The organism is Nocardioides sp. YR527 (assembly GCF_900101045.1).
GTDB lineage: Bacteria > Actinomycetota > Actinomycetes > Propionibacteriales > Nocardioidaceae > Nocardioides.
The window spans coordinates 853,075-874,268 of sequence record NZ_FNFN01000002.1 but is presented as its reverse complement, the minus strand read 5'-3'; the positions used below and the strand labels follow the sequence as shown (position 1 = coordinate 874,268).

General features: G+C 69.1%; 27 protein-coding genes. 8 read left to right on the top strand and 19 right to left on the bottom strand.

The genetic code is table 11. The features are described from left to right. Window positions 1-477: 477 nt before the first annotated feature. Complete coding sequence (locus BLT25_RS08545) at window positions 478-846, bottom strand: VOC family protein (RefSeq protein ID WP_091044258.1); 369 nt, start codon at window positions 844-846, stop codon at window positions 478-480. 47 nt (window positions 847-893) lie between these two features. On the opposite strand from BLT25_RS08545, the gene BLT25_RS08540 reads away from it, so the two are divergent. Beyond that, a complete protein-coding gene (locus BLT25_RS08540) occupies window positions 894-1,463 on the top strand; it encodes a TetR-like C-terminal domain-containing protein (RefSeq protein WP_091044256.1) in 570 nt (189 codons plus the stop codon). Window positions 1,464-1,476: 13 nt separating this feature from the next. Here the strand turns inward: BLT25_RS08540 and BLT25_RS08535 are convergent, their stop codons facing one another. Next, complete coding sequence (locus BLT25_RS08535; RefSeq protein WP_091044254.1) at window positions 1,477-1,872, bottom strand: TIGR03618 family F420-dependent PPOX class oxidoreductase; 396 nt, start codon at window positions 1,870-1,872, stop codon at window positions 1,477-1,479. A 20-nt stretch (window positions 1,873-1,892) separates the two neighbouring features. Continuing rightward, window positions 1,893-2,483 carry a dihydrofolate reductase family protein gene (locus tag BLT25_RS08530; protein ID WP_091044252.1) on the bottom strand — a complete coding sequence of 197 codons (591 nt, stop codon included), beginning with the start codon at window positions 2,481-2,483 and terminating at the stop codon, window positions 1,893-1,895. A gap of 93 nt (window positions 2,484-2,576) precedes the next feature. Between BLT25_RS08530 and BLT25_RS08525 the strand changes: the two genes are divergently transcribed. Continuing rightward, complete coding sequence (locus tag BLT25_RS08525) at window positions 2,577-3,047, top strand: winged helix-turn-helix transcriptional regulator (protein WP_091044249.1); 471 nt, start codon at window positions 2,577-2,579, stop codon at window positions 3,045-3,047. Here the strand turns inward: BLT25_RS08525 and BLT25_RS08520 are convergent. Beyond that, window positions 3,036-3,413, bottom strand: a complete 378-nt coding sequence (locus BLT25_RS08520) for a winged helix-turn-helix transcriptional regulator (protein ID WP_091044247.1) — start codon at window positions 3,411-3,413, stop codon at window positions 3,036-3,038. The two genes, BLT25_RS08525 and BLT25_RS08520, sit on opposite strands and share 12 nt — an antisense overlap. 90 nt (window positions 3,414-3,503) lie before the next feature. Between BLT25_RS08520 and BLT25_RS08515 the strand changes: the two genes are divergently transcribed. Further along, complete coding sequence (locus tag BLT25_RS08515) at window positions 3,504-4,349, top strand: NAD(P)H-binding protein (protein ID WP_091044395.1); 846 nt, start codon at window positions 3,504-3,506, stop codon at window positions 4,347-4,349. Between the two features lie 2 nt (window positions 4,350-4,351). On the opposite strand, the gene BLT25_RS08510 is transcribed toward BLT25_RS08515, so the two are convergent. Next, window positions 4,352-4,846, bottom strand: a complete 495-nt coding sequence (locus tag BLT25_RS08510; RefSeq protein WP_091044245.1) for a GNAT family N-acetyltransferase — start codon at window positions 4,844-4,846, stop codon at window positions 4,352-4,354. 123 nt (window positions 4,847-4,969) lie between these two features. On the opposite strand from BLT25_RS08510, the gene BLT25_RS08505 reads away from it, so the two are divergent. Next, window positions 4,970-6,553, top strand: a complete 1,584-nt coding sequence (locus BLT25_RS08505; RefSeq protein ID WP_091044243.1) for a flavin monoamine oxidase family protein — start codon at window positions 4,970-4,972, stop codon at window positions 6,551-6,553. A 26-nt stretch (window positions 6,554-6,579) separates the two neighbouring features. Next, window positions 6,580-7,209 carry a Rid family hydrolase gene (locus BLT25_RS08500; RefSeq protein WP_256328508.1) on the top strand — a complete coding sequence of 210 codons (630 nt, stop codon included), beginning with the start codon at window positions 6,580-6,582 and terminating at the stop codon, window positions 7,207-7,209. Window positions 7,210-7,281: 72 nt separating this feature from the next. On the opposite strand, the gene BLT25_RS08495 is transcribed toward BLT25_RS08500, so the two are convergent. Beyond that, window positions 7,282-7,500 (bottom strand): hypothetical protein, encoded by a 219-nt coding sequence (locus BLT25_RS08495; RefSeq protein ID WP_091044238.1) that lies wholly within the window; start codon window positions 7,498-7,500, stop codon window positions 7,282-7,284. 87 nt (window positions 7,501-7,587) lie between these two features. After that, a complete protein-coding gene (locus tag BLT25_RS08490) occupies window positions 7,588-9,000 on the bottom strand; it encodes a flavin-containing monooxygenase (RefSeq protein ID WP_176883702.1) in 1,413 nt (470 codons plus the stop codon). Window positions 9,001-9,134: 134 nt separating this feature from the next. Here BLT25_RS08490 and BLT25_RS08485 point away from each other — a divergent pair, with 134 nt between their 5' ends. Further along, a complete protein-coding gene (locus BLT25_RS08485; RefSeq protein ID WP_091044234.1) occupies window positions 9,135-9,338 on the top strand; it encodes a (2Fe-2S)-binding protein in 204 nt (67 codons plus the stop codon). An 84-nt stretch (window positions 9,339-9,422) separates the two neighbouring features. Continuing rightward, on the top strand, window positions 9,423-9,911 hold the full coding sequence (gene bfr, locus BLT25_RS08480) for a bacterioferritin (RefSeq protein ID WP_091044231.1): 489 nt from the start codon (window positions 9,423-9,425) through the stop codon (window positions 9,909-9,911). 23 nt (window positions 9,912-9,934) lie between these two features. Here bfr and BLT25_RS08475 read toward each other — a convergent pair whose 3' ends face one another. The 6 genes from BLT25_RS08475 to BLT25_RS08450 form a co-directional block, all read right to left on the bottom strand. Further along, window positions 9,935-10,321, bottom strand: coding sequence for a VOC family protein (locus BLT25_RS08475; RefSeq protein ID WP_091044228.1), 387 nt, complete (start codon window positions 10,319-10,321; stop codon window positions 9,935-9,937). Window positions 10,322-10,331: 10 nt separating this feature from the next. Further along, window positions 10,332-10,922 (bottom strand): hypothetical protein, encoded by a 591-nt coding sequence (locus BLT25_RS08470; RefSeq protein ID WP_091044226.1) that lies wholly within the window; start codon window positions 10,920-10,922, stop codon window positions 10,332-10,334. Window positions 10,923-11,057: 135 nt separating this feature from the next. Continuing rightward, window positions 11,058-12,575 carry a glycerol kinase GlpK gene (gene glpK, locus BLT25_RS08465; RefSeq protein ID WP_091044223.1) on the bottom strand — a complete coding sequence of 506 codons (1,518 nt, stop codon included), beginning with the start codon at window positions 12,573-12,575 and terminating at the stop codon, window positions 11,058-11,060. 233 nt (window positions 12,576-12,808) lie between these two features. Beyond that, on the bottom strand, window positions 12,809-13,135 hold the full coding sequence (locus tag BLT25_RS08460) for an ArsR/SmtB family transcription factor (RefSeq protein WP_218131269.1): 327 nt from the start codon (window positions 13,133-13,135) through the stop codon (window positions 12,809-12,811). Next, window positions 13,132-13,611 (bottom strand): SRPBCC family protein, encoded by a 480-nt coding sequence (locus tag BLT25_RS08455; protein ID WP_091044222.1) that lies wholly within the window; start codon window positions 13,609-13,611, stop codon window positions 13,132-13,134. Before BLT25_RS08455 ends, BLT25_RS08460 begins: the two co-directional genes overlap by 4 nt. 30 nt (window positions 13,612-13,641) lie before the next feature. Further along, window positions 13,642-14,745, bottom strand: coding sequence for a TDT family transporter (locus BLT25_RS08450; protein WP_091044219.1), 1,104 nt, complete (start codon window positions 14,743-14,745; stop codon window positions 13,642-13,644). Window positions 14,746-14,821: 76 nt separating this feature from the next. Here BLT25_RS08450 and BLT25_RS08445 point away from each other — a divergent pair, with 76 nt between their 5' ends. Then, the gene (locus tag BLT25_RS08445; protein ID WP_256328507.1) at window positions 14,822-15,709 is read left to right on the top strand and encodes a LysR family transcriptional regulator; all 888 of its coding nucleotides are present in this window, start codon (window positions 14,822-14,824) and stop codon (window positions 15,707-15,709) included. A gap of 18 nt (window positions 15,710-15,727) precedes the next feature. Here BLT25_RS08445 and BLT25_RS08440 read toward each other — a convergent pair whose 3' ends face one another. From BLT25_RS08440 to BLT25_RS08415, 6 genes are all read right to left on the bottom strand, one after another. Next, the gene (locus BLT25_RS08440) at window positions 15,728-16,138 is read right to left on the bottom strand and encodes a carboxymuconolactone decarboxylase family protein (protein WP_218131268.1); all 411 of its coding nucleotides are present in this window, start codon (window positions 16,136-16,138) and stop codon (window positions 15,728-15,730) included. Continuing rightward, window positions 16,135-16,737 (bottom strand): RBBP9/YdeN family alpha/beta hydrolase, encoded by a 603-nt coding sequence (locus BLT25_RS08435; RefSeq protein ID WP_091044214.1) that lies wholly within the window; start codon window positions 16,735-16,737, stop codon window positions 16,135-16,137. Before BLT25_RS08435 ends, BLT25_RS08440 begins: the two co-directional genes overlap by 4 nt. Window positions 16,738-16,765: 28 nt before the next feature. Beyond that, on the bottom strand, window positions 16,766-18,076 hold the full coding sequence (locus tag BLT25_RS08430; protein ID WP_091044211.1) for an MFS transporter: 1,311 nt from the start codon (window positions 18,074-18,076) through the stop codon (window positions 16,766-16,768). 9 nt (window positions 18,077-18,085) lie between these two features. Beyond that, on the bottom strand, window positions 18,086-19,138 hold the full coding sequence (locus tag BLT25_RS08425) for a beta-keto acid cleavage family enzyme (RefSeq protein WP_091044210.1): 1,053 nt from the start codon (window positions 19,136-19,138) through the stop codon (window positions 18,086-18,088). Between the two features lie 46 nt (window positions 19,139-19,184). Further along, window positions 19,185-20,087 (bottom strand): TauD/TfdA dioxygenase family protein, encoded by a 903-nt coding sequence (locus BLT25_RS08420; protein WP_091044207.1) that lies wholly within the window; start codon window positions 20,085-20,087, stop codon window positions 19,185-19,187. A 119-nt stretch (window positions 20,088-20,206) separates the two neighbouring features. After that, the gene (locus tag BLT25_RS08415; protein ID WP_091044205.1) at window positions 20,207-21,181 is read right to left on the bottom strand and encodes a quinone oxidoreductase family protein; all 975 of its coding nucleotides are present in this window, start codon (window positions 21,179-21,181) and stop codon (window positions 20,207-20,209) included. Window positions 21,182-21,194 lie beyond the last annotated feature (13 nt).

Here is a 21,194-nt window from a genome sequence, read left to right as displayed (position 1 = left end):
TTAGCGGAGCCATTCTCACTTTCGCAATTCGGCGCTAACCGCGCTTTCCCGCTGAAAGTTTGAAGCCTTATCCGCCTCAGTCCTGGAGGACTTTAGTGGCTTTCGCTCTAATCACCAATTCGGGAAACCCGCGGTGTTTATCGCTCTAAACCGGGCCCACTCATGGCCGTGCTGATCTGGTTGGAACCAGATCCTGAGGTTCTTTCGCCGATTCGAAGATCAACATCTAGAACACCCTGGCTCGAGCGATGCTCGAAGAGTGGAGGTGGCCGCTCCGGGGCCGGAAGCCCGCCCGAAGACTCGCGCTTGCTTCCCGCCGCACCCTGGCGACTCGGAGAACACTACACACACCCTGACGCCGTTTCAAATCGCCAGGGCAACTCTTTTCGTGCGATGTTCTGGCCTCCACTCTAGACCCCTGACACAAGGCGCGTCGCGGGCTTGCCGCACCCGGCGCCAGGGGCGCGTTCCCACCGGTCAGGCGGGCGCGAAGAGCTCGACCGGGTTGCCGGCCGGGTCCTCGATCACCGCTTGGGCGCCACCCCTGCCATCGATGCGGCTGGTGCGTACGTGAACGCCGGCTTCGCTCAGACGCCGGAGCTCGTGGTCGACATCGGACACCTCGAGCTGGATACGGCCCCAGCCACCGGGGCTCGGAACCTTGCCGTCGTCGGCAGCCTGCCCGGCACCACCGGCACCCGGACAGTTCAGCATCAGCCGCAGACCGCGGCCCTCGAGCATCGCGAAGCCGCCGGCTCTCGGGCCGACGTCCTCGAACCCGAGCTCGCGGTAGAAGGCGACGGCAGCGGGGATGTCGTCGACGATGTAGCGGAATCCGGGAATCATCTGTCTCTCCTTTCTGCAACACTACTGTTGCATAGTAGGCTCCTGGCATGGCTTCTCGTCAAGGGCGTACGGACCCCCGAGTGGTGCGCAGTCGGGAAAGAGTGCTCGAAGCGGCGCTCGCGGAGCTTGCCGAGCGGGGATACGGCGGATTCAGCATCGATGGGGTCGCGACGCGTGCCGGCGTCGCCCGGAGCACGATCTACCGACTCGGGCACGACCGGCTCAGCCTGATCGCCGCCGCCATGGAGACGCTCAACGTCCAGCCGCGCCCGGGAGCCGGCGGACAGGACCCTCGGGCAGATGTGGTCGCCATCGTCGCCCACCTCGCCACCGCCATGCAGTCGTCCCTGATGTCCGACTGCCTCCCCGCCGTGCTCGACGGCGCCGAGCGCGACCCGGGTCTGCGGGAGCTGCACCACCGCTACAGCGCGGAGCGGCGTACACGGCTGGTCGATGCACTCACCCGGCTGGGGGAGTCCGGGCAGGATGTCGGGGACCCGGAGCGGGCGGCGGAAGCGTTGGCGGGTGCGGTGTTCTACCGGCGGCTGATGACACCGGTGCCGCTGCGTACGGACGAGGTCGAGGGGTTGGTGGCGACCGTTCTCGGGGAGCGGTGATCCGGCAGCCGGTTCAGCCGACGCCGATGTGCTGGTGGTCGAGCTCGATGAGGGCGACGGCGCGGTCGCCGAACGCGTCGACCTCGCGGGGGTAGGGCGCGCCGGTGTAGCGGCCGGCGATCTCGTCGATGATCTCCCAGCGGCTCTTGTCCTCGACCCAGCCGACGACGCGGCCGCGGAGGATGACCGGCATGAAGTCGTTCTCCTGCGGAGCCAGGGAGAGGGCGATGCGCGGGTCGGCCTGGAGGTTGCGGTACTTGCGGCCGCGGTTGCCGGTGAGGAAGACGACGTGGTCGCCGTGGGTTCCGACCCAGACCGGAGAGGTGCGCGGGGCGCCGTCGGGCCCGATGGTGGCGACATGGGCCAGAGCGGTGCCCTCGAGGAAAGGGCGTACGTCGGGGTTGATCATCGTTCTTCTCCTTGCGGTGGTCAGCGGATGACGCGGTAGTGGAGGTGGGTGACGCCGGGGGCCGGGACGACGTCGACGATCTCGAGCGAGATGTGCTCGGGGAGCTCGTTGAAGAAGCGACGGCCGGCGCCGAGGAGGACCGGGACCTGGTGGAGGACGATCTCGTCGACGAGGCCGGCCTTCAGGGCTCCGGTCACGACGCCGCCGCCCATGAGCCCGACGTCCTTGCCGCCGGCCTGGTCCTTGGCGACGGCGATCGCGTCCTCGATCGTGGTGGCGAAGGTCTGGCGGTCGTGGATCGCCGGGGCGGGGCGATGGGAGAGGACGACCAGCGGGGCGGTGGGATGAGGTGCTCCGCCCTGGTCCCAGCCGGAGTCGTCGTAGGTGTTGCGGCCGGCGAGGCTGACACCGTCACGAGCCGCCAGGGCGTCGAAGACGCGGGCGCTCGGCTCGGAGAGCTTGAAGCCGTCGAATACCTGGCTGGGGGTGTCACCGTCGAAGTACCAGTCGAAGAGGACCCCGCCGTCCCCCAGGCCGCGGCCGGGGCCAGGGCCGCGTCCGGTGATGAAGCCGTCGACGGAGACCGAGAGTGCTGCGAGGACCTTGCTCATGATCGCTCCCTGAGGTCAGAGTTTCTTGAAGAGACTCTGCGACCGTAGCACTCTGAGTTCCTTGAAGGAACCCCAAATGGTAGATTCGGGGTCATGCAACGTACAAACTTCGCCGAGATGGCCTGCTCGATCGCACGGACGCTCGACGTGATCGGGGAGCCGTGGTCGCCGCTCGTGCTGCGCGACATCTGGGTGGGGATGAACCGGTTCGACCAGATCCAGGCGGATCTCGGGATATCGCGGAAGGTGCTCACCGAGCGGCTCGGGCACCTGGTCGAGCACGGAGTGCTGGAGAAGCAGGCGTACGACAACCGGCCGCGCTATGAGTACGTGCTGACCGAGAAGGGGCGCGAGCTGGTCGACATCCTGATGGTGATGGCCGGCTGGGGAGACAGATGGCTCGCGGGTGAGGCCGGGCCGCCGGTGCTCTACCGGCACCACGCCTGCGGCGAGATCGGCCGCGTCGACCTGCGGTGCTCGCACTGCGGCGAACCGATGCACGCCGACGATGTCGAGGTGCTGCCCGGTCCGGGGGCTGCGACGCAGTCGGCCTCAGCGGGGTAGCGGGCCGGTGTAGGCCTCGCGTGCCTTCTCCACGGACGGCATGTTGGCCTCGGACCAGGTGCCGACGGCGGCGAAGACCGGCTGCAGGCTGCGGCCCAGGTCGGTGATGTCGTACTCCACCCGGGGTGGGACCTCCGCGTGGTAGCGGCGCTCGACGAGGCCGTCGCGCTCGAGTTGGCGCAGGCGCTGGGTCAGCACCTTCGAGGAGATCGTGCCGAGGCGACGCTCCAGCTCGACGAAGCGTTGGGTCCCGAGCTCGTGCAGCGTCCACAGGATCGGGGTGGTCCATCGGCTGAAGATCAGCTCGACCGCCGGGGTGATCGGGCACGCCTCCACCGGTTCGTCGGTGCTCGGACGCCAGGTCATGTCGCTCCAATACTTACCTTGGGGAACCCACTGTATCGAGGGACCTAACGTCGGGCCGAACGCAGATCCCACCCTTGAATGGAGACCACGATGATCGTCATCACCGGAGCGACGGGGAACGTCGGACAGCCGCTCGTCCAGCTGCTGGCCGACACCGGGCACGCCGTCACGGCCGTCTCGCGCGGGACGTCGGCGCCGCTGCCGACCGGGCCCGGAGTCGTCACCGCGGTGGCCGACCTCGCCGACGTCACGACCCTGGCCCCGGCCCTCGCGGGCGCCGAGGCGCTGTTCGTCCTGGTCAGCGGCGCCGGTGCTCATGTCGACGGGCCCGCGCTGATCAAGCATGCGGAGGCGGCAGGCGTACGCCGGGTGGTCCTGCAGTCCTCGCAGGCCGTCGGCACGCGGCCGGGGACACCGTCGCACGCGCCGCTCGCCGAGCTCGAGGAAGCAGTGCGGAGCTCGGCGATGGAGTGGACGATCCTGCGCCCTGGCGGCTTCGCGAGCAACGCGCTCGCCTGGGTGCCGATGATCGAGAAGATGGACGCCGTCCACGCGCCGTTCGGTGACGTCGCGCTTCCGGTGGTCGACCCGCTCGACATCGCCGAGGTCGCCGCGGCGGTGCTCACCCAGGACGGTCACGACGGGCGGACGTACGAGCTCACCGGTCCGGTCGCGACCACGCCTCGCGAGCAGGTCGGCGAGATCTCGGCGGCGATCGGTCGGCCGCTGGACTTCGTCGACCTGACCCCGGAGGAGGCACGCCGCGAGATGTCGAGGTTCATGCCCGCGGCCGTCGCCGAGGGGACGCTCGCCATCCTCGGCAACCCGACGGCAGCCGAGCAGGCGGTCAGCCCGCACGTCGAGGAGGTCCTCGGCAGGCCGGCGCGTGGCTTCGAGGAGTGGGCGCGGCGGTTCGCCGCTGCGTACGGGGGCTGAGGTCAGACGCCGCCGGCGGCGCCGAGCTCCTTCAGTGCGGCGCCGTCGATGCGGTGGACCTCCCACTCGTCCTGCGGGACCGAGCCGAGGGAGCGGTAGAAGGCGATCGACGGCTCGTTCCACGTCAGCACCCACCACTCGAGGCGACGCCAGTCGTTCTCGACGCAGATCTCGGCGAGGCGTACGAGAAGGGCCTTGCCGGCGCCGGCGCCGCGGCGCTCCGGGTCGACGAAGAGGTCCTCGAGCCAGATGCCGTTGCGGCCGGTCCAGGTCGAGAAGGTGACGTACCAGACCGCCATGCCGATGACCGTTCCGTCGTCCTCGGCGATGAGGCAGCGCGTGGTCGGGGTGCCGGACTCGGGGAAGAGCGCCGTGGCGAAGTCGGCTTCCGTCGCCTCGACCGCGTCGGGCTCCTTCTCGTAGACGGCCAGGGCGTGGACGAGGCGGAGGATCTCGGGTACGTCGGCGGGAGCTGCATCGCGGATGGTGACGGTCACGGAGCCGATCCTAAGGCTACTGACGAGTTGGGGAACACGCGTTCTAGCGAGACGCAAACGCAATCACAGTGCAACAAAGGCTTTCTACGTTTCGGGGCGTCCCCAACAGATTGGATCCCCCACATGACGCAGACTCAGTCACGTCGGAACTTCCTGCGCAACGTCGGCCTCGCCGGCGGCGCGGGAGTCATGTTGCACAGCATGGGTGCTCTCGGGCTCACGTCGGCTCACGCCGCGGAGACCCCCAGCTTCACTCCTCCCAAGCCTTCCGATCTCGCCCGGGCCGGCAGCAAGTCGGTCGTGATCCTCGGCGGCGGCATCGCCGGGCTCACCGCTGCGTACGAGCTGCTCAAGGGTGGCTACAAGGTCACCGTGCTCGAGGGACGCGAGCGGCCGGGTGGCCGCAACTTCACGGTGCGCGGCGGGACCCGGGTGACGGATCTGAACGGGGTCACGCAGGTCGCCGGCTTCTCCAAGGGGCAGTACATGAACGCCGGCCCCGGTCGGCTGCCGCAGAGCCACATCACGCTGGACTACTGCAAGGAGCTGGGCGTCCCGATCGAGGCGTTCACCAACCAGAACGCCAACGCGCTGCTCTACTACCCCGGCGACCACGGCATCGGCGCGGTGCAGATGCGCCAGGCGAAGGCGGACACGTACGGCTATGTCTCCGAGCTGCTCGCGAAGGCGACCGACAAGGGGGCACTGGACGAGGAGCTGACCGCCGACGACAAGGAGGCGCTGATCGCCTTCCTGAGGAGCTTCGGCGACCTCGGCTCCAAGGCGGAGGGGTACGCCTACACCGGCTCCAGCCGCGCGGGCTACACGGTCGAGCCGGGAGCCGGTCAGGAGTCCGGCACCGAGGTGGCGCCGCACGCGATGAGTGCTGTCCTGGCCTCCGGTCTGGGGCAGTACTTCTCCTTCGAGTTCGGCTACGACCAGGCGATGATGATGTATCAGCCGGTGGGTGGCATGGACGCGATCCCGTACGCCTTCGCCAAGGCCGTCGGAGCGCGGAACATCCGCTACGGGGCCGAGGTCGTGGAGTGGAACAACACCTCGACCGGCGTCTCGGTGGCCTACAAGGCTCGGGGGAGGACCGAGACCATCAAGGCCGACTTCGCGATCAACTGCATGCCGCCGAACATCGCGGCCAAGGTCCCGCACAACCTCGGCGCCGACATCACCGCGAGCCTGAAGTCCTTCGGCCCCTCGAACGCGGGCAAGATCGGGATCGAGTACGACCGGCGCTGGTGGGAGGAGGACTTCCGCATCTACGGCGGGATCACCAACACCCGCCTCGACCTGCGCAACATGTGGCATCCGTCGTACGGGTTCAACGGGGACAGGGGCACGATGATCGGCTACTACAACACCGGTAGCGCGGCCGACAGCTACGGTGTGCTCACCCCCGCTCAGCGCCTCTCGCGGGCCGTGGACATGGGCAAGCAGATCTTCGGGGACGTCTACGGCGAGGGCATCACCGCCTCCTACAGCCAGGACTGGAAGACGCAGAAGTTCTCCGAGGGAGCCTGGGCCTACTCGACGACCGCCGACACCGATCCGCTCTACACCCGGCTGCTGGACGCCACCGGCAACACCTACTTCGCCGGCGATCACCTCAGTCATTCCGTGGCCTGGCAGCACGGCGCGATCACGGCTGCCCGGGCGGCCGTCGAGAAGCTGCACGCGCGGGTGACGGCATGATGTCGCCGCGTACGAAGGTGGTGGCCGTGGTCGGGTTGACCGCGGCTCTGGTCGCTCCGACGGCGGCGGTCGCCGGAAGCAAGTGGTCACAGTTTCCGCCGCGTGGCGGGGAGACGATCTCGGTGCTGCCCGCGGGACAGGACAACCCGTCGATCGCGAACGGCGTCGCGATCGGGCCGGCGGCCGCGATCTACAAGACCAGCGGGCTCGGTCCGTCCCGGCTCAACACCGGGGCGAGCGGGGAGCTGGCCTACATCGACACCGCGGTCTTCCCGGGTGGTGAGCTGCCGCCGGGCGTGACCATCACCGAGGCCCAGGGGATCAACGTACTGCGCCGGATCGGGGAGAACCTCGAGGCGGCCGGGCTCTCGTACGAGGACGTGATCACGATGCGCGTATTCCTGCAGAACCCCGCGGGCGAGGCGAAGATGGACTTCGCGGGCTGGAACCGGGCCTACCGGCAGTTCTTCGCGAACACGTCCGTCTCGACCGGCGAGGTCGTCCCGGTGCCGCTCGGAACCGCTGCGCCCGCGGCTCCGATGGTCACCAACCCGGCTCGGCCGTCGCGGTTCGCGCTCGAGATCGAGAACCTGCCCGTGGACGGCTGGCTGGTCGAGGTGGAGGTCGACGCGGCCTATCCGGTGAAGAGGAAGTAAGCACTTCGAAACGAGATCGCCCTCCTCGAGCAGTGCTCGGGGAGGGCGATCTCGTTGCAGCTCAGACGATGGTCAGAGCTTGGAAAGCTTGGGGAAGGGGCTGGCAATACGCACCAGCTGGGGACCGAAGTCGACAGTGACTGCGGCCGTTTCTTTGTTGACGACCCGACCCAGGCCGAAGGAGTCGTGGGAGACCATGTCCCCAGACTCGAACTGCTCAATGACCGGCTCGGGATCTGCCTTGAACGGACTCGCGGCGAAGTGTCGCCGCCGGGGGGTTGAGGTAGTCATCCCTTCGAGTATGTGGCCTACCGCACGTAGAAGGGAAGGAACAGATCGGGCACAAAGAGCCTTCAGGACCCCATCGAGAGTGAACGCTCAAGCGGACGCGTAGTCGGCTTTCTCGTAGTTGGCACTGCGTCGATAACGCGCCGAGATACTGGGCCAGTTGGTGGTGATCCGGCCGTTCTTCTCCCGATACCAGGAGCTGCACTTGCTCCAGACGCTGTCGGCGAGCTGGTCCTGGATCCGGGCGTCGTAGGCCTCCTCGACATCGGCCCGGATCTCGAGCGGCCCTGCCTCGTCGATGTGATCGGCGTAGCGACCCAGATAGCGGGCCTGGGTCTCCAGGAAGTAGATGATCGATCCGCCGCCGGTGTTGGTGTTGGGGCCGTACATGATCAGCAGGTTGGGGAAACCGGGGACGGTCATGCCGTGGTAGGCGTGGGCGCCGTCCTTCCAGTGGGTGTGCAGGTCGCGGCCCTGGGTGCCGGCGATCGTCATCGGGGCGAGGAAGTCGGTGGCCTTGAAGCCGGTGCCCCAGATGATGACGTCGACCTCGTGGTGCTGCCCGTCGGCGGTCGTGACGCCGGTCGAGGTGATCTCGCTGATGTCGTCGGTGATCAGGTCGACGTTGGGCTGGGCGAGGGCCGGCAGGTAGTCGTCGGCGAAGAGTACGCGCTTGCAGCCGAACGGGTAGTCGGGCCAGACCTTCTCGAACAGCCCCGGCTTCGCGGCGGTCTGGGCTTTCATGTGCCGTTTGGACCAGGTGCGCATCACCGCGGCGAGCGGCTTGATGTGAAAGGTCGTGGTCAGCCACTCGGCCTGGGTCCAGATCTTCGCGCGGTTGAGGAGCTGCGGGATCGGGTGGGCGGGGTCGGTGCGCTCGAAGTCCTTGCGCGGAACGATGTAGGGCGCGGTGCGCTGGAAGAGGAGCACCTTCGCCGCCTCCTTCCGGACCTCGGGCACGAACTGGATCGCGCTCGCCCCGGTGCCGATCACCGCGACCCGCTTGCCGGCGAGGCTCAGGTCGTGGTTCCACTCGGCGGAGTGGAACACCTCGCCCCGGAAGGTGTCGGCGCCGGGGATGTTCGGGACCGAGGGCCGGGAGAGCTGGCCGACGGCGGGTACGAACAGGTCGACCGTCTCGGTCTCCCCCGTGCTGAGCTCGAGCTGCCAGGTCTTCGCCTCGTCGTCCCAGCGGGCCGCGGTCACCTCGGTGTGGAAGCGGATGTGGCGGCGTACGTCGTACTTGTCGACGACCTGGTGGATGTAGTCGAGGATCGCGGGCTGGCGGGAGAACTTGTGGGGCCAGTGCGGGTTGGGCTCGAAGGAGTAGGAGTAGAGACTGGACGGTACGTCGCAGGCGGCGCCCGGGTAGGTGTTCTCCCGCCACACGCCGCCGACGTCACCGGCCTTCTCGAACACGACGATGTCGTCGTGACCCCGCTTCTTGAGCTCGATCGTGGCGGCCAGGCCGCCGAAGCCGGTGCCGATGACTGCGATGCGCAAGGGATCCTCCGAGGGCCGGGAGCAACAGTGTGACCTGGACCATACCGGGAGAATGTGAAGCTCCGCGACAGGACCGAAGGTAAGAAGTGAGACGCCGGCTCGTCACTTTGCTTAGGGTCGGCTAACCTAATCCCATGATCGTCTGCCAGTGCCGAGTCGTCACGGACCGTGACGTCGACGTCGCGCTGGCCGACGGCGCCCGTACGGTCAGTGCGATCTGCCGCTCCACGGGCGCCGCCCAGGACTGCGGCTCGTGCATCTTCTCGGTGAAGAAGATCGTCACCAGGCATCTCGAGCACGAGTGCTCGCAGCTGGCTGCCGACGGCGCCGCGAGCTGACGCAACCGGTCACAAACTGAGTCTGTCCTCACTCCCGGGGTGCCGTGCGAGTATCGGGTCAGATCCCGTTACCGGAGGTGCGTCATGCAGCCAATCGATCCACGCGTCGTCGAGCTCCTCAACGAGGCGCTCACGTTCGAGCTCACGGTCACCAACACGTACTTCCTGCATGCTCGAATGCTCGACAACTGGGGCCTGCCCAAGCTCGGCAAGGTCTTCTACGACCTCTCCATCGACGAGATGCGCGACGCCGACGATCTGATCAACCGGATCCTGATGTTCGACGGCCATCCCAACGTGCAGCGGCTCAACGCCATCGAGGTGGGCGAGACCGCCGAGGAGATGCTCTCCCTCGCCCTCGCGAGCGAGCGCGCCGCGGTCGCCCAGTTCAACGCCGGCGGCGCCGAGTGCCACCGGCTCGGCGACCACGGCACCGCTGCCGTCTTCGAGGAGATGGTCCGTGACGAGGAGAAGCACGCCGACTGGTTCGAGTCCCAGCTCGACGCGATCGATCGCGTCGGCCTCCAGGCGTACCTGGCTCAGCACGTCGGCGCGGGCGAAGGACCCGGCTGAGCCGGGCCCTTCCGTGCTCCCCCTCAGGCAGGCACCGCGTCGTCGATGCAGAGGATGTTGTCCTCGCTGTCCTTGAACCAGGCGGCATGCCCGGCCGGGCCCATCCCGGCGACGTCGCCGTCCCAGGTCATACCGGGCATGTCGTAGTGCTCGAAGCTGACGCCCTTGGCTCCCAGAGCATCGACCTCCTTGCGGACGTCGGCCACGTGGAACTGGGCGATCGTGTGCCCGGCCTTGCCCGCCTGCTCGGTCTCGTAGAGGTGGAACGACGTCCCGCCGGCTGTCGTGTAGACCAGCCAGCCATCGCTCTCCTCGCTCGGCTCGAGCCCGAGCTTGTCGGCGTAGAAACGGCGTGCCCGCCCGAGGTCGGCAGCCGGGATGTTCGCCCTCACGCTGCTGTCGGTCAGCATCTCGGCCTCCTCAGGCGCTCTCGAACCAGGGGTGGTGGAGGTCGTAGTAGGTCGCACCCTTCATCGCGTACTCGAGCTCGCGGCGTACGTCGGCCGGGGGCTCGACCTGCTCACCCTTGCGCGCCTCGGCCTCGCTGGTGAACGCGATGGTCTCGACGAAGCTGCCGTCCGCCTCGATCGCGAGGGTGGCGCCGAGGATGTCAGGGCGGGCCTCGTGCAGCATCGTGGTGTCGGCCATCATCGCCTTGAGCCGGCTCGGGTCGTCGACGCGGCCACGGATGATCTGCACGAACCCCGCGTCGTCGGAGCCGCCGTCCATCATCAGTGAGACGTCGTCGCAGTCGTGGAACTCCATCGGGCCGTCCATGACCTCGGCCATCTTCGCGGCCCACTCCCCCTGCTCGGAGCGGTCGGAGTTGGCCATCGCCAACTCACGCGACTCGAAGCGGACCACGCCGACGAGCTGGTTGTCGTCGGTGAATCCGTAGGTGCCGCCCAGCCACCCGGTCGCGCCCGGCGCGAGGTCGCGCCGCCACTCGTCGAGCAACTGGTGGGCCTCGTCCTGCCGGGTGCAGGGACCCTGGATCATCTGGATGAACATGTGCTGCCTCCTCGGTCGTCGGTGTGCCAACGGACCGGTCGAGGCAGGTCCTGGGCCCCGGCCGGGCCCTCTCGCAACGTACGTCCGACCGGGTGCCTCGCGCATACCCCAAACTGGGCCTTTGTGATGACGCCGTCAGTCGACGTCGACCCAGTTCAGGGTGCGGTCGACGGCCTTCCGCCAGCCGGCGTACCCGGTCTCGCGCTGCTCCTCGCTCCAGGCCGGCTTCCAGCGCTTGGACTCGTTCCAGTTCCGGCGGAGCTCGTCGGTGTCCTTCCAGAAGCCGACGGCGAGCCCGGCCGCGTAGGCGGCTCCGAGCGCGGTGGTCTCGGCAACGACCGGGCGGCTGACCTCGACACCGAGGACGTCGGCCTGGATCTGCATGCACAGCTCGTTGGCGGTGATGCCGCCGTCGACCTTGAGGACCTCGAGGCGTACGCCGGAGTCCTTCTCCATCGCTTCGGCGACGTCACGACTCTGGTAGCAGATCGCCTCCAGGGCCGCGCGGGCGATGTGGCTGCTGGTGTTGAACCGGGACAGGCCGACGATCACGCCGCGGGCGTCCGAGCGCCAGTAGGGGGCGAAGAGACCGGAGAAGGCCGGGACGAAGTAGACCCCGCCGTTGTCCTCGACCTCCTTGGCCAGGGTCTCGACCTGCCCGGCGTTGCTGATCACCCTCAGCTGGTCACGCAGCCATTGCACCGCGGAGCCGGTGACGGCGATCGAGCCCTCCAGGGCGTACGCCGGTGGCTGGTCGCCGAACTGGTAGCAGACCGTGGTGAGGAGGCCGTTCCGGGAGCGTACGAGCTCCTGGCCGGTGTTGAGGAGCAGGAAGTTGCCGGTGCCGTAGGTGTTCTTGGCCTCGCCCGCGTCCAGGCAGACCTGGCCGACCATGGCCGCCTGCTGGTCGCCGAGGATGCCGGTGATCGGGATCTCGCCGCCGAGCGGGCCGTTCTTCAGCGTGGTGCCGTAGGCCCGGGGCTCGAAGGAGGGCCGGATCTCGGGGAGCATCTGGCGCGGGATGTCGAAGAAGCCGAGGAGCTCCTCGTCCCAGTCGAGGGTCTCGAGGTTCATCAGCATCGTGCGGCTGGCGTTGGTGACGTCGGTGACGTGCACGCCCCCGCTCGGACCGCCGGTCAGGTTCCAGACGATCCAGGAGTCCGTGGTGCCGAAGATGGCGTCGCCGCTCTCCGCGGCCTCGCGGACGCCGTCGACGTTCTCCAGGATCCACTGGATCTTGCCTCCGGAGAAGTACGTCGCAGGCGGGAGGCCGGCCTTGCGGCGGATGATGTCGCCGCGCTCGTCCTTGTCGAGGGTGGAGGCGATCCGGTCGGTGCGGGTGTCCTGCCAGACGATCGCGTTGTAGTAGGGCCGTCCGGTCCTCTTGTTCCACACCACGGTGGTCTCGCGCTGGTTGGTGACACCGAGCGCGGCGATGTCTTTGTCCGTCAGGCCCTTGCTCCCGAGCGCGATCTGGATCACCGCCCTGGTCCGCTCCCAGATCTCCACCGGATTGTGCTCGACCCAGCCGGCCTGCGGCAGGATCTGCTGGTGCTCCAGCTGGTGGCGGGCCACCTCTTTGCCGCCGTGGTCGAAGATCATGCAGCGAGTGCTCGTGGTGCCTTGGTCGACGGCGGCGACGTAGTCGGGCATGTCGGTCCTTTCGGTTTCCTGCGATCGGTGGTCAGGCGGCGACAGGCAGGTCGCTGGACTCCTCAGCCTCCTCCTCGGCGGGCAAGAAGCGTGCGATTACCACCTTGTACGCTCCGCACCACCGAGTCCACCACCCAGCACGACGATCGGGATCCAGAGGTGGAGGTCGCGCTCGCCACTCGTTGAGGTCGACGAGCCGTCGTCACGCCGACTTCACCGTCTCAGAATCGTCTTCAGTCCTCCGCCGACTCGGCGAGCGACTTGAGGGCGCGGAGCCTGGTGTCCCAGGCGTTGCCGATGCGGTCGAGCTCGTGGGCGAGGGCGTTGAGGCGGGAGCCGAGGGCGATGTAGACGATCTCGCGGCCGCGGCGCTCGGCGGTGACGAGGCCGGCCTCGGAGAGTACGTCGAGGTGCTTGACGATCGCCTGGCGGCTGACCGGGAGCACTCGGGCCAGGGCGGAGGCGGACATCGCCTCCTGCCCCAGCCGGGTGAGGATGTCCCAGCGGGTCTGGTCGCCCAGGGCCGCGCACATCTCGGGAAGGGTGGGAGTCGCGGTCACGCCAGCGCCTCGACGTACGCCTTGGCGACCTCGAGCTCCTGCGCCCAGCCGTTGTCGTTGCCCTCGCGCTCCTTGAGCCAGACGGCCGGGTCCTCGGACAGAGTCGAGAAGCCGCTCTCCAGGACCTTGAGCGTGACCCCGCCTCCCGCGCTCTCCTCGATCCAGAACTCGACCAGGGTGCCCTCGGTGACGTCACGGATAGGGGTGCCGAGCCAGCGGAACGCGGCGTAGCGCGGCTCGTCGAGCTCGACCGTGCGGAACCGGAAGTCGCCCATCGTCGGATGGGTGACCACCGCGACCTCGGTGCCGTCGTCTGCGGTCTCGACGCGGGTGTCCGAGCCGTCGAGGACGGTGCCGTCGTTGACGTACCAACCCGGGCGGGTGATCAGGGACCAGACCTTCTCGGCACTGGAGTCGATGTGGATCTGACGGCTGATGCTGTCGAGCTCGGCGAGCTCCTCTGCAGTGTGAACCATGATGTCCTCCTTGGATGTCGAAGTGCAACCTCAGTGTTGCACTTCAACGATCCATTTGCAACCGTCTGGTTGCAAAACGGGCTCGGTCCGGGCTCGCTCCGGCGACCGCCTGAAGAGCCTGACGGTCGCGTACGCAGCGGCGATCCAGCCCACCAGCAGCCCGAGCGCCGCGAGTCCGGCGCCAACCTCGAAGAGCGTCAGGCCGGTTGCGGCGGCGAGGGCGCTGCTGCCCGTGGCGACGGTCCCGATCGGGAACGTGAACGACCACCAGGTCGGCGCCATCGGGAGACCATCGCGGATCTGACGTACGGTCAGCGCGAGCGCCAGGACGGTCCACAGCACCGTGAAGCCCCAGACCGGGACGCCGTAGCAGACCGCGAACATGCTGAGCGCGTGGCCGTAGCCGGGCACGACGGTGGGCGCGAGCTCGCCGAGATGGTGGGCCGCCGTGGTCGACTGGCCGAGGAAGCCCAGCACGATCCAGACGGTGGGCAGCGCCGCCGGGGCGAGGGCACCGTGGCGGACGAGCCGCTGCCAGAGCTGGTTGAGCACGAGGAACCCGGCGACGACGGTGAGACCGAAGAAGGCGTAGCAGACCAGCAAGAGGGTCTCGCGGGCCTGGCCGGCCGCGACGTACGGCACCAGCGCTGCCCCGGTCGTGGCCGACACCATCGGCGGCACGACCGGCATCAGCCAGCCTCCGGTGGCACCGTCATCGGCGACCTGGTGCCGGGTGATCGCCCGGTACGGCACCGCGATCGCGGTCCAGAGGCCGAGCACGGTGCCGGCGGCCCACAGCACCGCCGCCAGGCCCAGCGCGGTCGAGTCACCGAGGACCTCACGACCGACGCCGATCGCGCCGGCGCCGACCGTCATGAGCGCCATGGCCGGGGCGCCGTAGAAGTGGGACAACACCGGGTCGTCGTACTGGCGGCGGAGCAGCGAGCGCTCCTGCCGGATCGCGGTCAGCATCACCGTCGCCGTCGTCACCAGCAGGGGGCACGCTGCCAGCCAGAACACCAGCGCGACCGGCGTCGCCCCCGGGACGTGAAAGGGCAGACCGGGAAGGACGAGGGCGACGATGCCGGTGCCCATGGTGGCGGTGTACCAGTTCGGGCCGTAGGGGATGCTCATGACTCCATGCTCGGCGCCGCGGCCGGACGCCGGTAGGACCCCTTTCGCTGTGGAGTCACAGGGATATCCTGTGACCATGCTGCCCGATCTCCCGTCGCTCCGCCTGCTGGCCGACCTCGCTCGCCTCGGGAGCATCGGGGCCGCCGGACGCGCTGCTGGGATCTCACAGCAGTCCGCCTCGCAGCGGCTGCGGGCGATGGAGACGCAGGTCGGCCTGGTGCTCGTGCAACGGGCCCATCGAGGATCAGAGCTGACCCAGGCCGGGAAGCTGCTGGTCGAGTGGAGCGGTGACCTGCTCGAACGCGCCGACGAGATCGAGATCGCCCTGCAGACGCTGCGCCGCGGCCGCTCCGACGAGCTGCACGTGCACGCGTCGATGACGACCGCGGAGTACCTGCTGCCGCGCTGGCTCGTCCGCCTGCGCCAGCAGCGGCGGGTCGCGGTCAGTCTGCGTGCCGCCAACTCCGAGGACGTCGTCACCGCGGTACGTCACGGCGAGGCGGACCTGGGCTTCGTCGAGGGCCCGGTCGCCACCGACGGCCTCTCGACGGCCCCGGTGGGGAACGACGACCTCGTGCTGGTCGCGGCACCCGACGATCGTTGGGCACGACGCCGCTCCGGGATCAGCGCACGCGAGCTCGCGACACGTCCGCTGACGTGTCGCGAGCACGGTTCGGGAACCCGCGCGGTCGTCGAGTCCGCGCTGGCCGCCGTCGGCGAGCGCCTGGCCGACCCGGAGGTCGAGTTCGCGACGAACGCCGCCATCCTCGCCGCCGTACGTGCCGGTGGGTCTCCGGCGTTCGTGTCGAGCCGGGCGACCCAGGCCGACCTCGACCTGGGCATCCTCGTCAGCGTCCCGGTCGCGGAGCTGGACCTGTCCCGGGAGTTCCGGGCTGTGTGGATCGGCGGCGCGCGCCCTCCCGCCGGCCCCGTTCGCGACCTGCTCGGGATCGCCGGCGCCTGAGCCGGGTCTCGCGGCTGTTCAGGCCATGGACCGAGGCTGGTCCTCGACCACGTTGCCGGCCCGGCGCGAGGCCAGCTCCTCGGCGAGGATCGGCACCCCGACGTTGCACGAGTGAATGCCGACCACGGTGGCGAGCTTGAGCACCTCGAGGATCTCCTCCCCGGTGACGCCCAGCTCCAGGGCGGCCCGGATGTGGCGACGTACGCCGGGGGCGTACATGTGCGTGCAGGCAGCGTCGACCGCGATGCAGAGCAGCTCGACGACCTGCGGCGCGAGGACACCGTTGCGCCAGGACCGGGTCGCCAGTGCCAGGTAGTCCTCGGTCCACTCCGGATCGAGCTCGGCCAGCTCGTCCCACAGCGCGTTCCACTGCCCGGATGCGCGCATCGCCGCGACGACGTCCTCGGGCCGTTGCGCGGATCCGGTCACGACCGCACCAGCTCGGTCCCGCCCGCCCGAGCGGAGCGGTGGAGCAGGTCCGTGACGAGGTCGTCGACCTCGGGCCACGGGCCGTAGCCCGAGGCGGGGTTGAGGTGGCCGACCTCGCCGAGGTCGACGAGGCGCGAGCCCCAGGTCTCGGCCATACCGGCAACCCGCCGGAAACCGGCCAGCGGATCGTTCCGGCTTGCTGCGACCGTGGTCGGGAAGGGCAGCCGACGTCGCGGCACCGGGGCCCAGCCGTGGGCGCGGAGGTCGGGCAGCGTGGGATAGCCGTCGGGCAGCGGCACCTCGAAGTCGGGTGGCGCCGCCAGCAGCGCAGCCCGGACGGGCCGCGCCGCGGCCTGGGCCCAGTGCACCGCGATCAGGCAGCCGGCACTGTGGGCCACGAGAACCACTGGTTCGTCGATCTCGTGGAGCACCTCGTCGAGGGCGGCCACCCGCGCGGCGAGACTCAGCTCGTCGCGCTCGAGGGGCGGCACGATGCGTACGTTGTCGAGCCGGTCGGCGTACAACGTCTGCCAGTGGTCGGCGACATGGTCGCGGAGCCCGGGGACGATCACGATCGTCGGGGAGTCGGGGGAGGTCATGGGTTGCTCCTCACGGTTCGGAGACGGATCAAGGGGTGGTCGCGGCGGTCACTGCCTGCAGCCGTCGTACGCCGGAAGGGTGCAGACGGCGGCCGAGCAGGAGCACCGCGATGGCGGGCAGGTAGACGACCGGAGCGAACTGCAGGGCGGAGAGGAGGCCGAGCCGGTCCGCCAGGACGCCCACGACGAACGGGCCGAGGGCCAGGCCGAGCAGGTTGTTGGAGAGGGTCAGGGTGCCCATCGCGGTGGCTCGCACGGAGGCGTGGGTGAGGCTTGCGACCATGGCGGCGGTCGGGCCGGAGGAGCCGGCCGCGAAGAAGGCGCCCACGCCGACGAGCACCGAGGACGCCGTCCCGGCCTCGAGGTGGAAGCCGATCGGGAGACAGACCAGCGAGACCGTGCAGAACGCGACCGCGGCGAGCCACTTGTGGGTGACGTCGCGGCGGCCCACCCGGTCGGTGATCATCCCGCAGACGACCATGCCGCTGCCGATCAGCAGGACGAAGACCGCGGCAGCCGCGGCGGCTCGGTCGGTGGCCATGTCGTGGTAGCGGTTGAAGTAGCTGGGCATCCAGGCGAGCATCACCGCGGCGGTGAACATCTGCAGGCCGCCACCGATGTAGGCGCACAGCACAGCGGGATTGGTGTAGAGGCTCGACAACGGTGCCCGCAGCCGTGGCGAGGTCGCCTCCGGTTCGGCGGCCTTCTCCGCGCTGTGCGCGGCCACCCTCCGCTCGGTCACCACGAGCCGGAAGACCGCGACCAGCAGCAGCCCGAAGACGCCCATGGCGACGAAGGACCATCGCCAGCCGACCTGGACGGCGATGACGCCGCCCAGGACGACCCCGACGACGGAGCCGAACGAGCCGCCGGCCATGAAGGCACCACTCAGGGTCGCATGCAGCCGCGGCGCGAAGACGCTGAGCACCAGCGCGATGCCGACGCTGCCGTAGGCGGCCTCGCCCACGCCGACCAGGAAACGAGCACCGAGCATCTGCTCGTAGTTGGCGGCCAGCGCGCAGAGCAGCGTGGCCACGCTCCACAGCACCGCCATGATGACCAGGCTCCGAACCCGTCCCCAGCGGTCCGCGACGATGGACAGCGGCAGCGTGAGCAGCCCGACCATGAGCGCGACGACGCTGCTCAGCGACGCCAGGTGCGAGTCGGAGAGAGCCCATTCGGCCTTCAGCACAGGAAACACCGCGCTCAGGACCTGGCGCGACATGTAGTCCGAGAGCAGCAGCCCGAAGGCGAGGGCGAACACGATCCAGGCGTACGTGGTCGTCCGGGTCCGGCCCGAGGCCGGGGCCGGGACGCTCACAGCGTTCTGCGTCGTCATGGCCTGTCCCTACGCGTGCTGGGTGAAGCCGACCTGGCCGGGACGGCGGTTCGGCGCGTAGCCCAGCTTGGCCAGGGTCTCGTCGGCATCAGCGTACGTCTGGCCGATCCGGTAGATGTCGTGGGCATCCTTGGCGTCGGCCACCTCGCGGCCGAGCTCCTCGGCGATCCGGACCAGCTGCTTGATCTGCTGGACCGAGGTGTACTTCTCGCCCTTGTGGCCCCAGATGGTGTCCTCGTTGCCGCAACGCGTGTGCAGGCCCATCGCGATGGCCATCGCGTTGACCGGAAGGACGCTGCGCATCAGGGTCTCCAGGGTCAGGCAGGCGCCGTCGGGGACCCGCTGGATGAAGTTCATGATGTTGTACGGGTTCGGGCCGTCGAATCCGCCGCCGATGCCGACCCAGGTCAGGTTGAGCGGGCCGGTGTAGACGCCGCGGCGGATCAGCCGCTCGACGGTCTCCAGCTGGGGGATGCTGGAGAGCTGGAAGTGCGGCTGGATGCCGTTGGCCTGCAGTCGTCGCAGGTGCTCCTCGACCCAGGCGGGACCGGCCGGGACCGTCATCTCGCGGTACGCCTCGGCGAGCTCGGGGCGCTCCATGGACGTGCCGGCGATGTCGTCGGCGGTCATCAGCTCCATGATGTTCATCTGGCTGGTGTTGATCGCGATGGTGACCTGGTCGGGCTTCGGGTCCAGCTCGGCGAGCATGTGCCGGGTGTCGTCGGAGAGCCACTTGGCGTCCGCACCCTCGCCCTCGGGAGCGAACGAGATCGAGCCGCCCACCTGCAGGATCATCTCCGGGACGGCCTCGCGCAGGCCGGCGAGCAGCTCGTTGAACTTGGAGAGCCGCTTGGAGCCCTTGCCGTCGAGCTCGCGGACGTGGATGTGGAGGACGGTGGCGCCGGCCTCGAAGCAGTCCACCGCCTGCTGGATGTGCTCCTCCATGGTCAGCGGCAGGTCCTCGCGGAAGTCGTCCGGCTCCCACTCGGGGCCGTACGGGGCGGCGGTGATGACCAGCTTGTCCTGGAGCTCGGGGAACAGGGCGTCGTCGTGGAAGTGCATGTCGTTCTCTCTTTCGGGTGAGTGGTTGCGGTTGCGGCTGGAGGGGTCAGAAGGGGCGGTCGCCGACGATCCCGGCGCGCTCCATCCGCCGGACGGCGGGCCAGTAGTCCTGGACGGCGTAGTGCTGGGTGGACCGGTTGTCCCAGATCGCGAAGCTGTTCTTGGTCCACCGCCAGCGCACCTGGTACTCGGGGATGCCTGCCCGGCCGGTGAGGTAGCGGAGCAGCTCGCCGGCGCCCGGCGCGTAGTCGATGCCGGTGCGTACGTTCTCGGCGGTGTGGAAGTTGGTCAGGTGGGTGGTGAAGCTGTTGACGAACAGGATCTTCTCGCCGGTCTCCGGATGGGTACGCACCACCGGATGCTCGGCGTCGGGGAACCGTTCCTTGAGCGCGAGCCGGTCCTCGATCGGCAGCCGGGCGCCGAAGGTCGCCTCGATGCTGTGCCGCGCCCGGAGGCCGGCGATCTTGGCCTTGACCTCCTCGGGCAGCTGCTCGTAGGCGAGCGCCATGTCGACCCAGATCGTGTCCCCGCCGACCTCGGGTCCCTCGATGCAGCGTAGGACTGCCCCCATCGGCGGATTCGTCCGCCAGGTGGCATCGCAGTGGTAGGCGTTCTCGAACCGTTCGGGCGGGCTGTCGAGGTCCTTGTAGATGCGGACCAGGCCGGGATGCTCGGGGTCGGAGCCGACGACCGGGTGGTCCTCGAGCCGCCCGAACCGCTCGGCCAGCGCGACGTGCTCGGCGCGGGTGATGTCCTGCTCTCGGAAGAAGACGACCTTGTGGCGCAGCAGCAACCCCTTGAGCTCGCCGAAGAGCTCGTCGTCGTGGGCGACCTCGGCGAGATCGACGCCGGACAACTCCGCACCGATGCTGCAGGTCAGCGGCTCGACCTCGAACCTCGAGCCGTGCTCGTCGGCCGTCGCGAGGCGGTCGGGGTAGGTGGTGGTCATGGTTTCTCCCCTGTCTGTGGGTAGGGCTGTCTGTGGGTAGGGCTGTCTGTGGGTAGGGCTGACCGCCGGCGTGGCGGGGCCACGTCGCGTGCGGTGAGGGTGGATGTCGGCCGGTGGCCTCAGACCTTGAAGACCGAGGAGCCGACGGTGCGGCCGGCCTCGAGGTCGCGGTGGGCCTCGACACAGTCGACCAGGTCGTAGCGCTGGTTGATCTCGACGCGGATCCGGCCGGATCCGACGTGGTCGAAGAGCTCTCCGGCCAGCTCGGCGCGCTCCGCCGGGTCGGCGATGTAGTCGGCCAGCGCCGGCCGGGTGACGAACAGGGATCCCTTGACGGCGAGGCTCATCGCGTCGATCGGGGGGATCGGGCCGGAGGCCGTGCCGAAGCAGACCAGCAGGCCCCGGCGAGCCAGCGAGTCCAGGGACGTCTCGAAGGTGGTCGCACCGATGCTGTCGTAGACCACCGGCACGCCCGCGCCGTCGGTGAGGCGGCGTACCTCGGCGGCCACGTCCTGCTCGCGGTAGACGATGACCTCGCTGCAGCCGTGGGCACGAGCGACCTCGGCCTTCTCGTGCGTCGAGACGGTGCCGATCACCCGGATCCCGAGCAGCGCGGCCCACTGGCAGAAGAGCAGACCCACCCCGCCGGCCGCGGCGTGGAGCAGGACGGTGTCCCCGGCCTCGAGCGGATGGATGCGACGAAGCAGGTAGGCCGTCGTCAGACCACGCATCGTCATCGCCGCCGCGGTCTCGAAGTCGATGTTGTCGGGGAGCCTGATCAAGGAGTCGGCCGGCATCACCCGCTCCGTGCTGTACGCACCCAGCGGGCTGCCGGTGTAGGTCACCCGGTCGCCCGGCTCGAAGTCGGCGACGCCCGGTCCCACGGCCTCGACCACCCCGGCGCCCTCGACGCCGAGCCCGTTCGGGAGCGGGGCCGGGTAGAGCCCGGTGCGGAAGTAGGTGTCGGCGAAGTTGAGCCCGACTGCTTCGTGACGGACCCGGACCTCGCCCGGTCCGGGGGCGCCCACCTCGACCGGCACCCAGCGCATGACCTCGGGGCCTCCGGTCTCGTCGATCCGTACGGCGTGTGCCATGTGTGACCTCTTC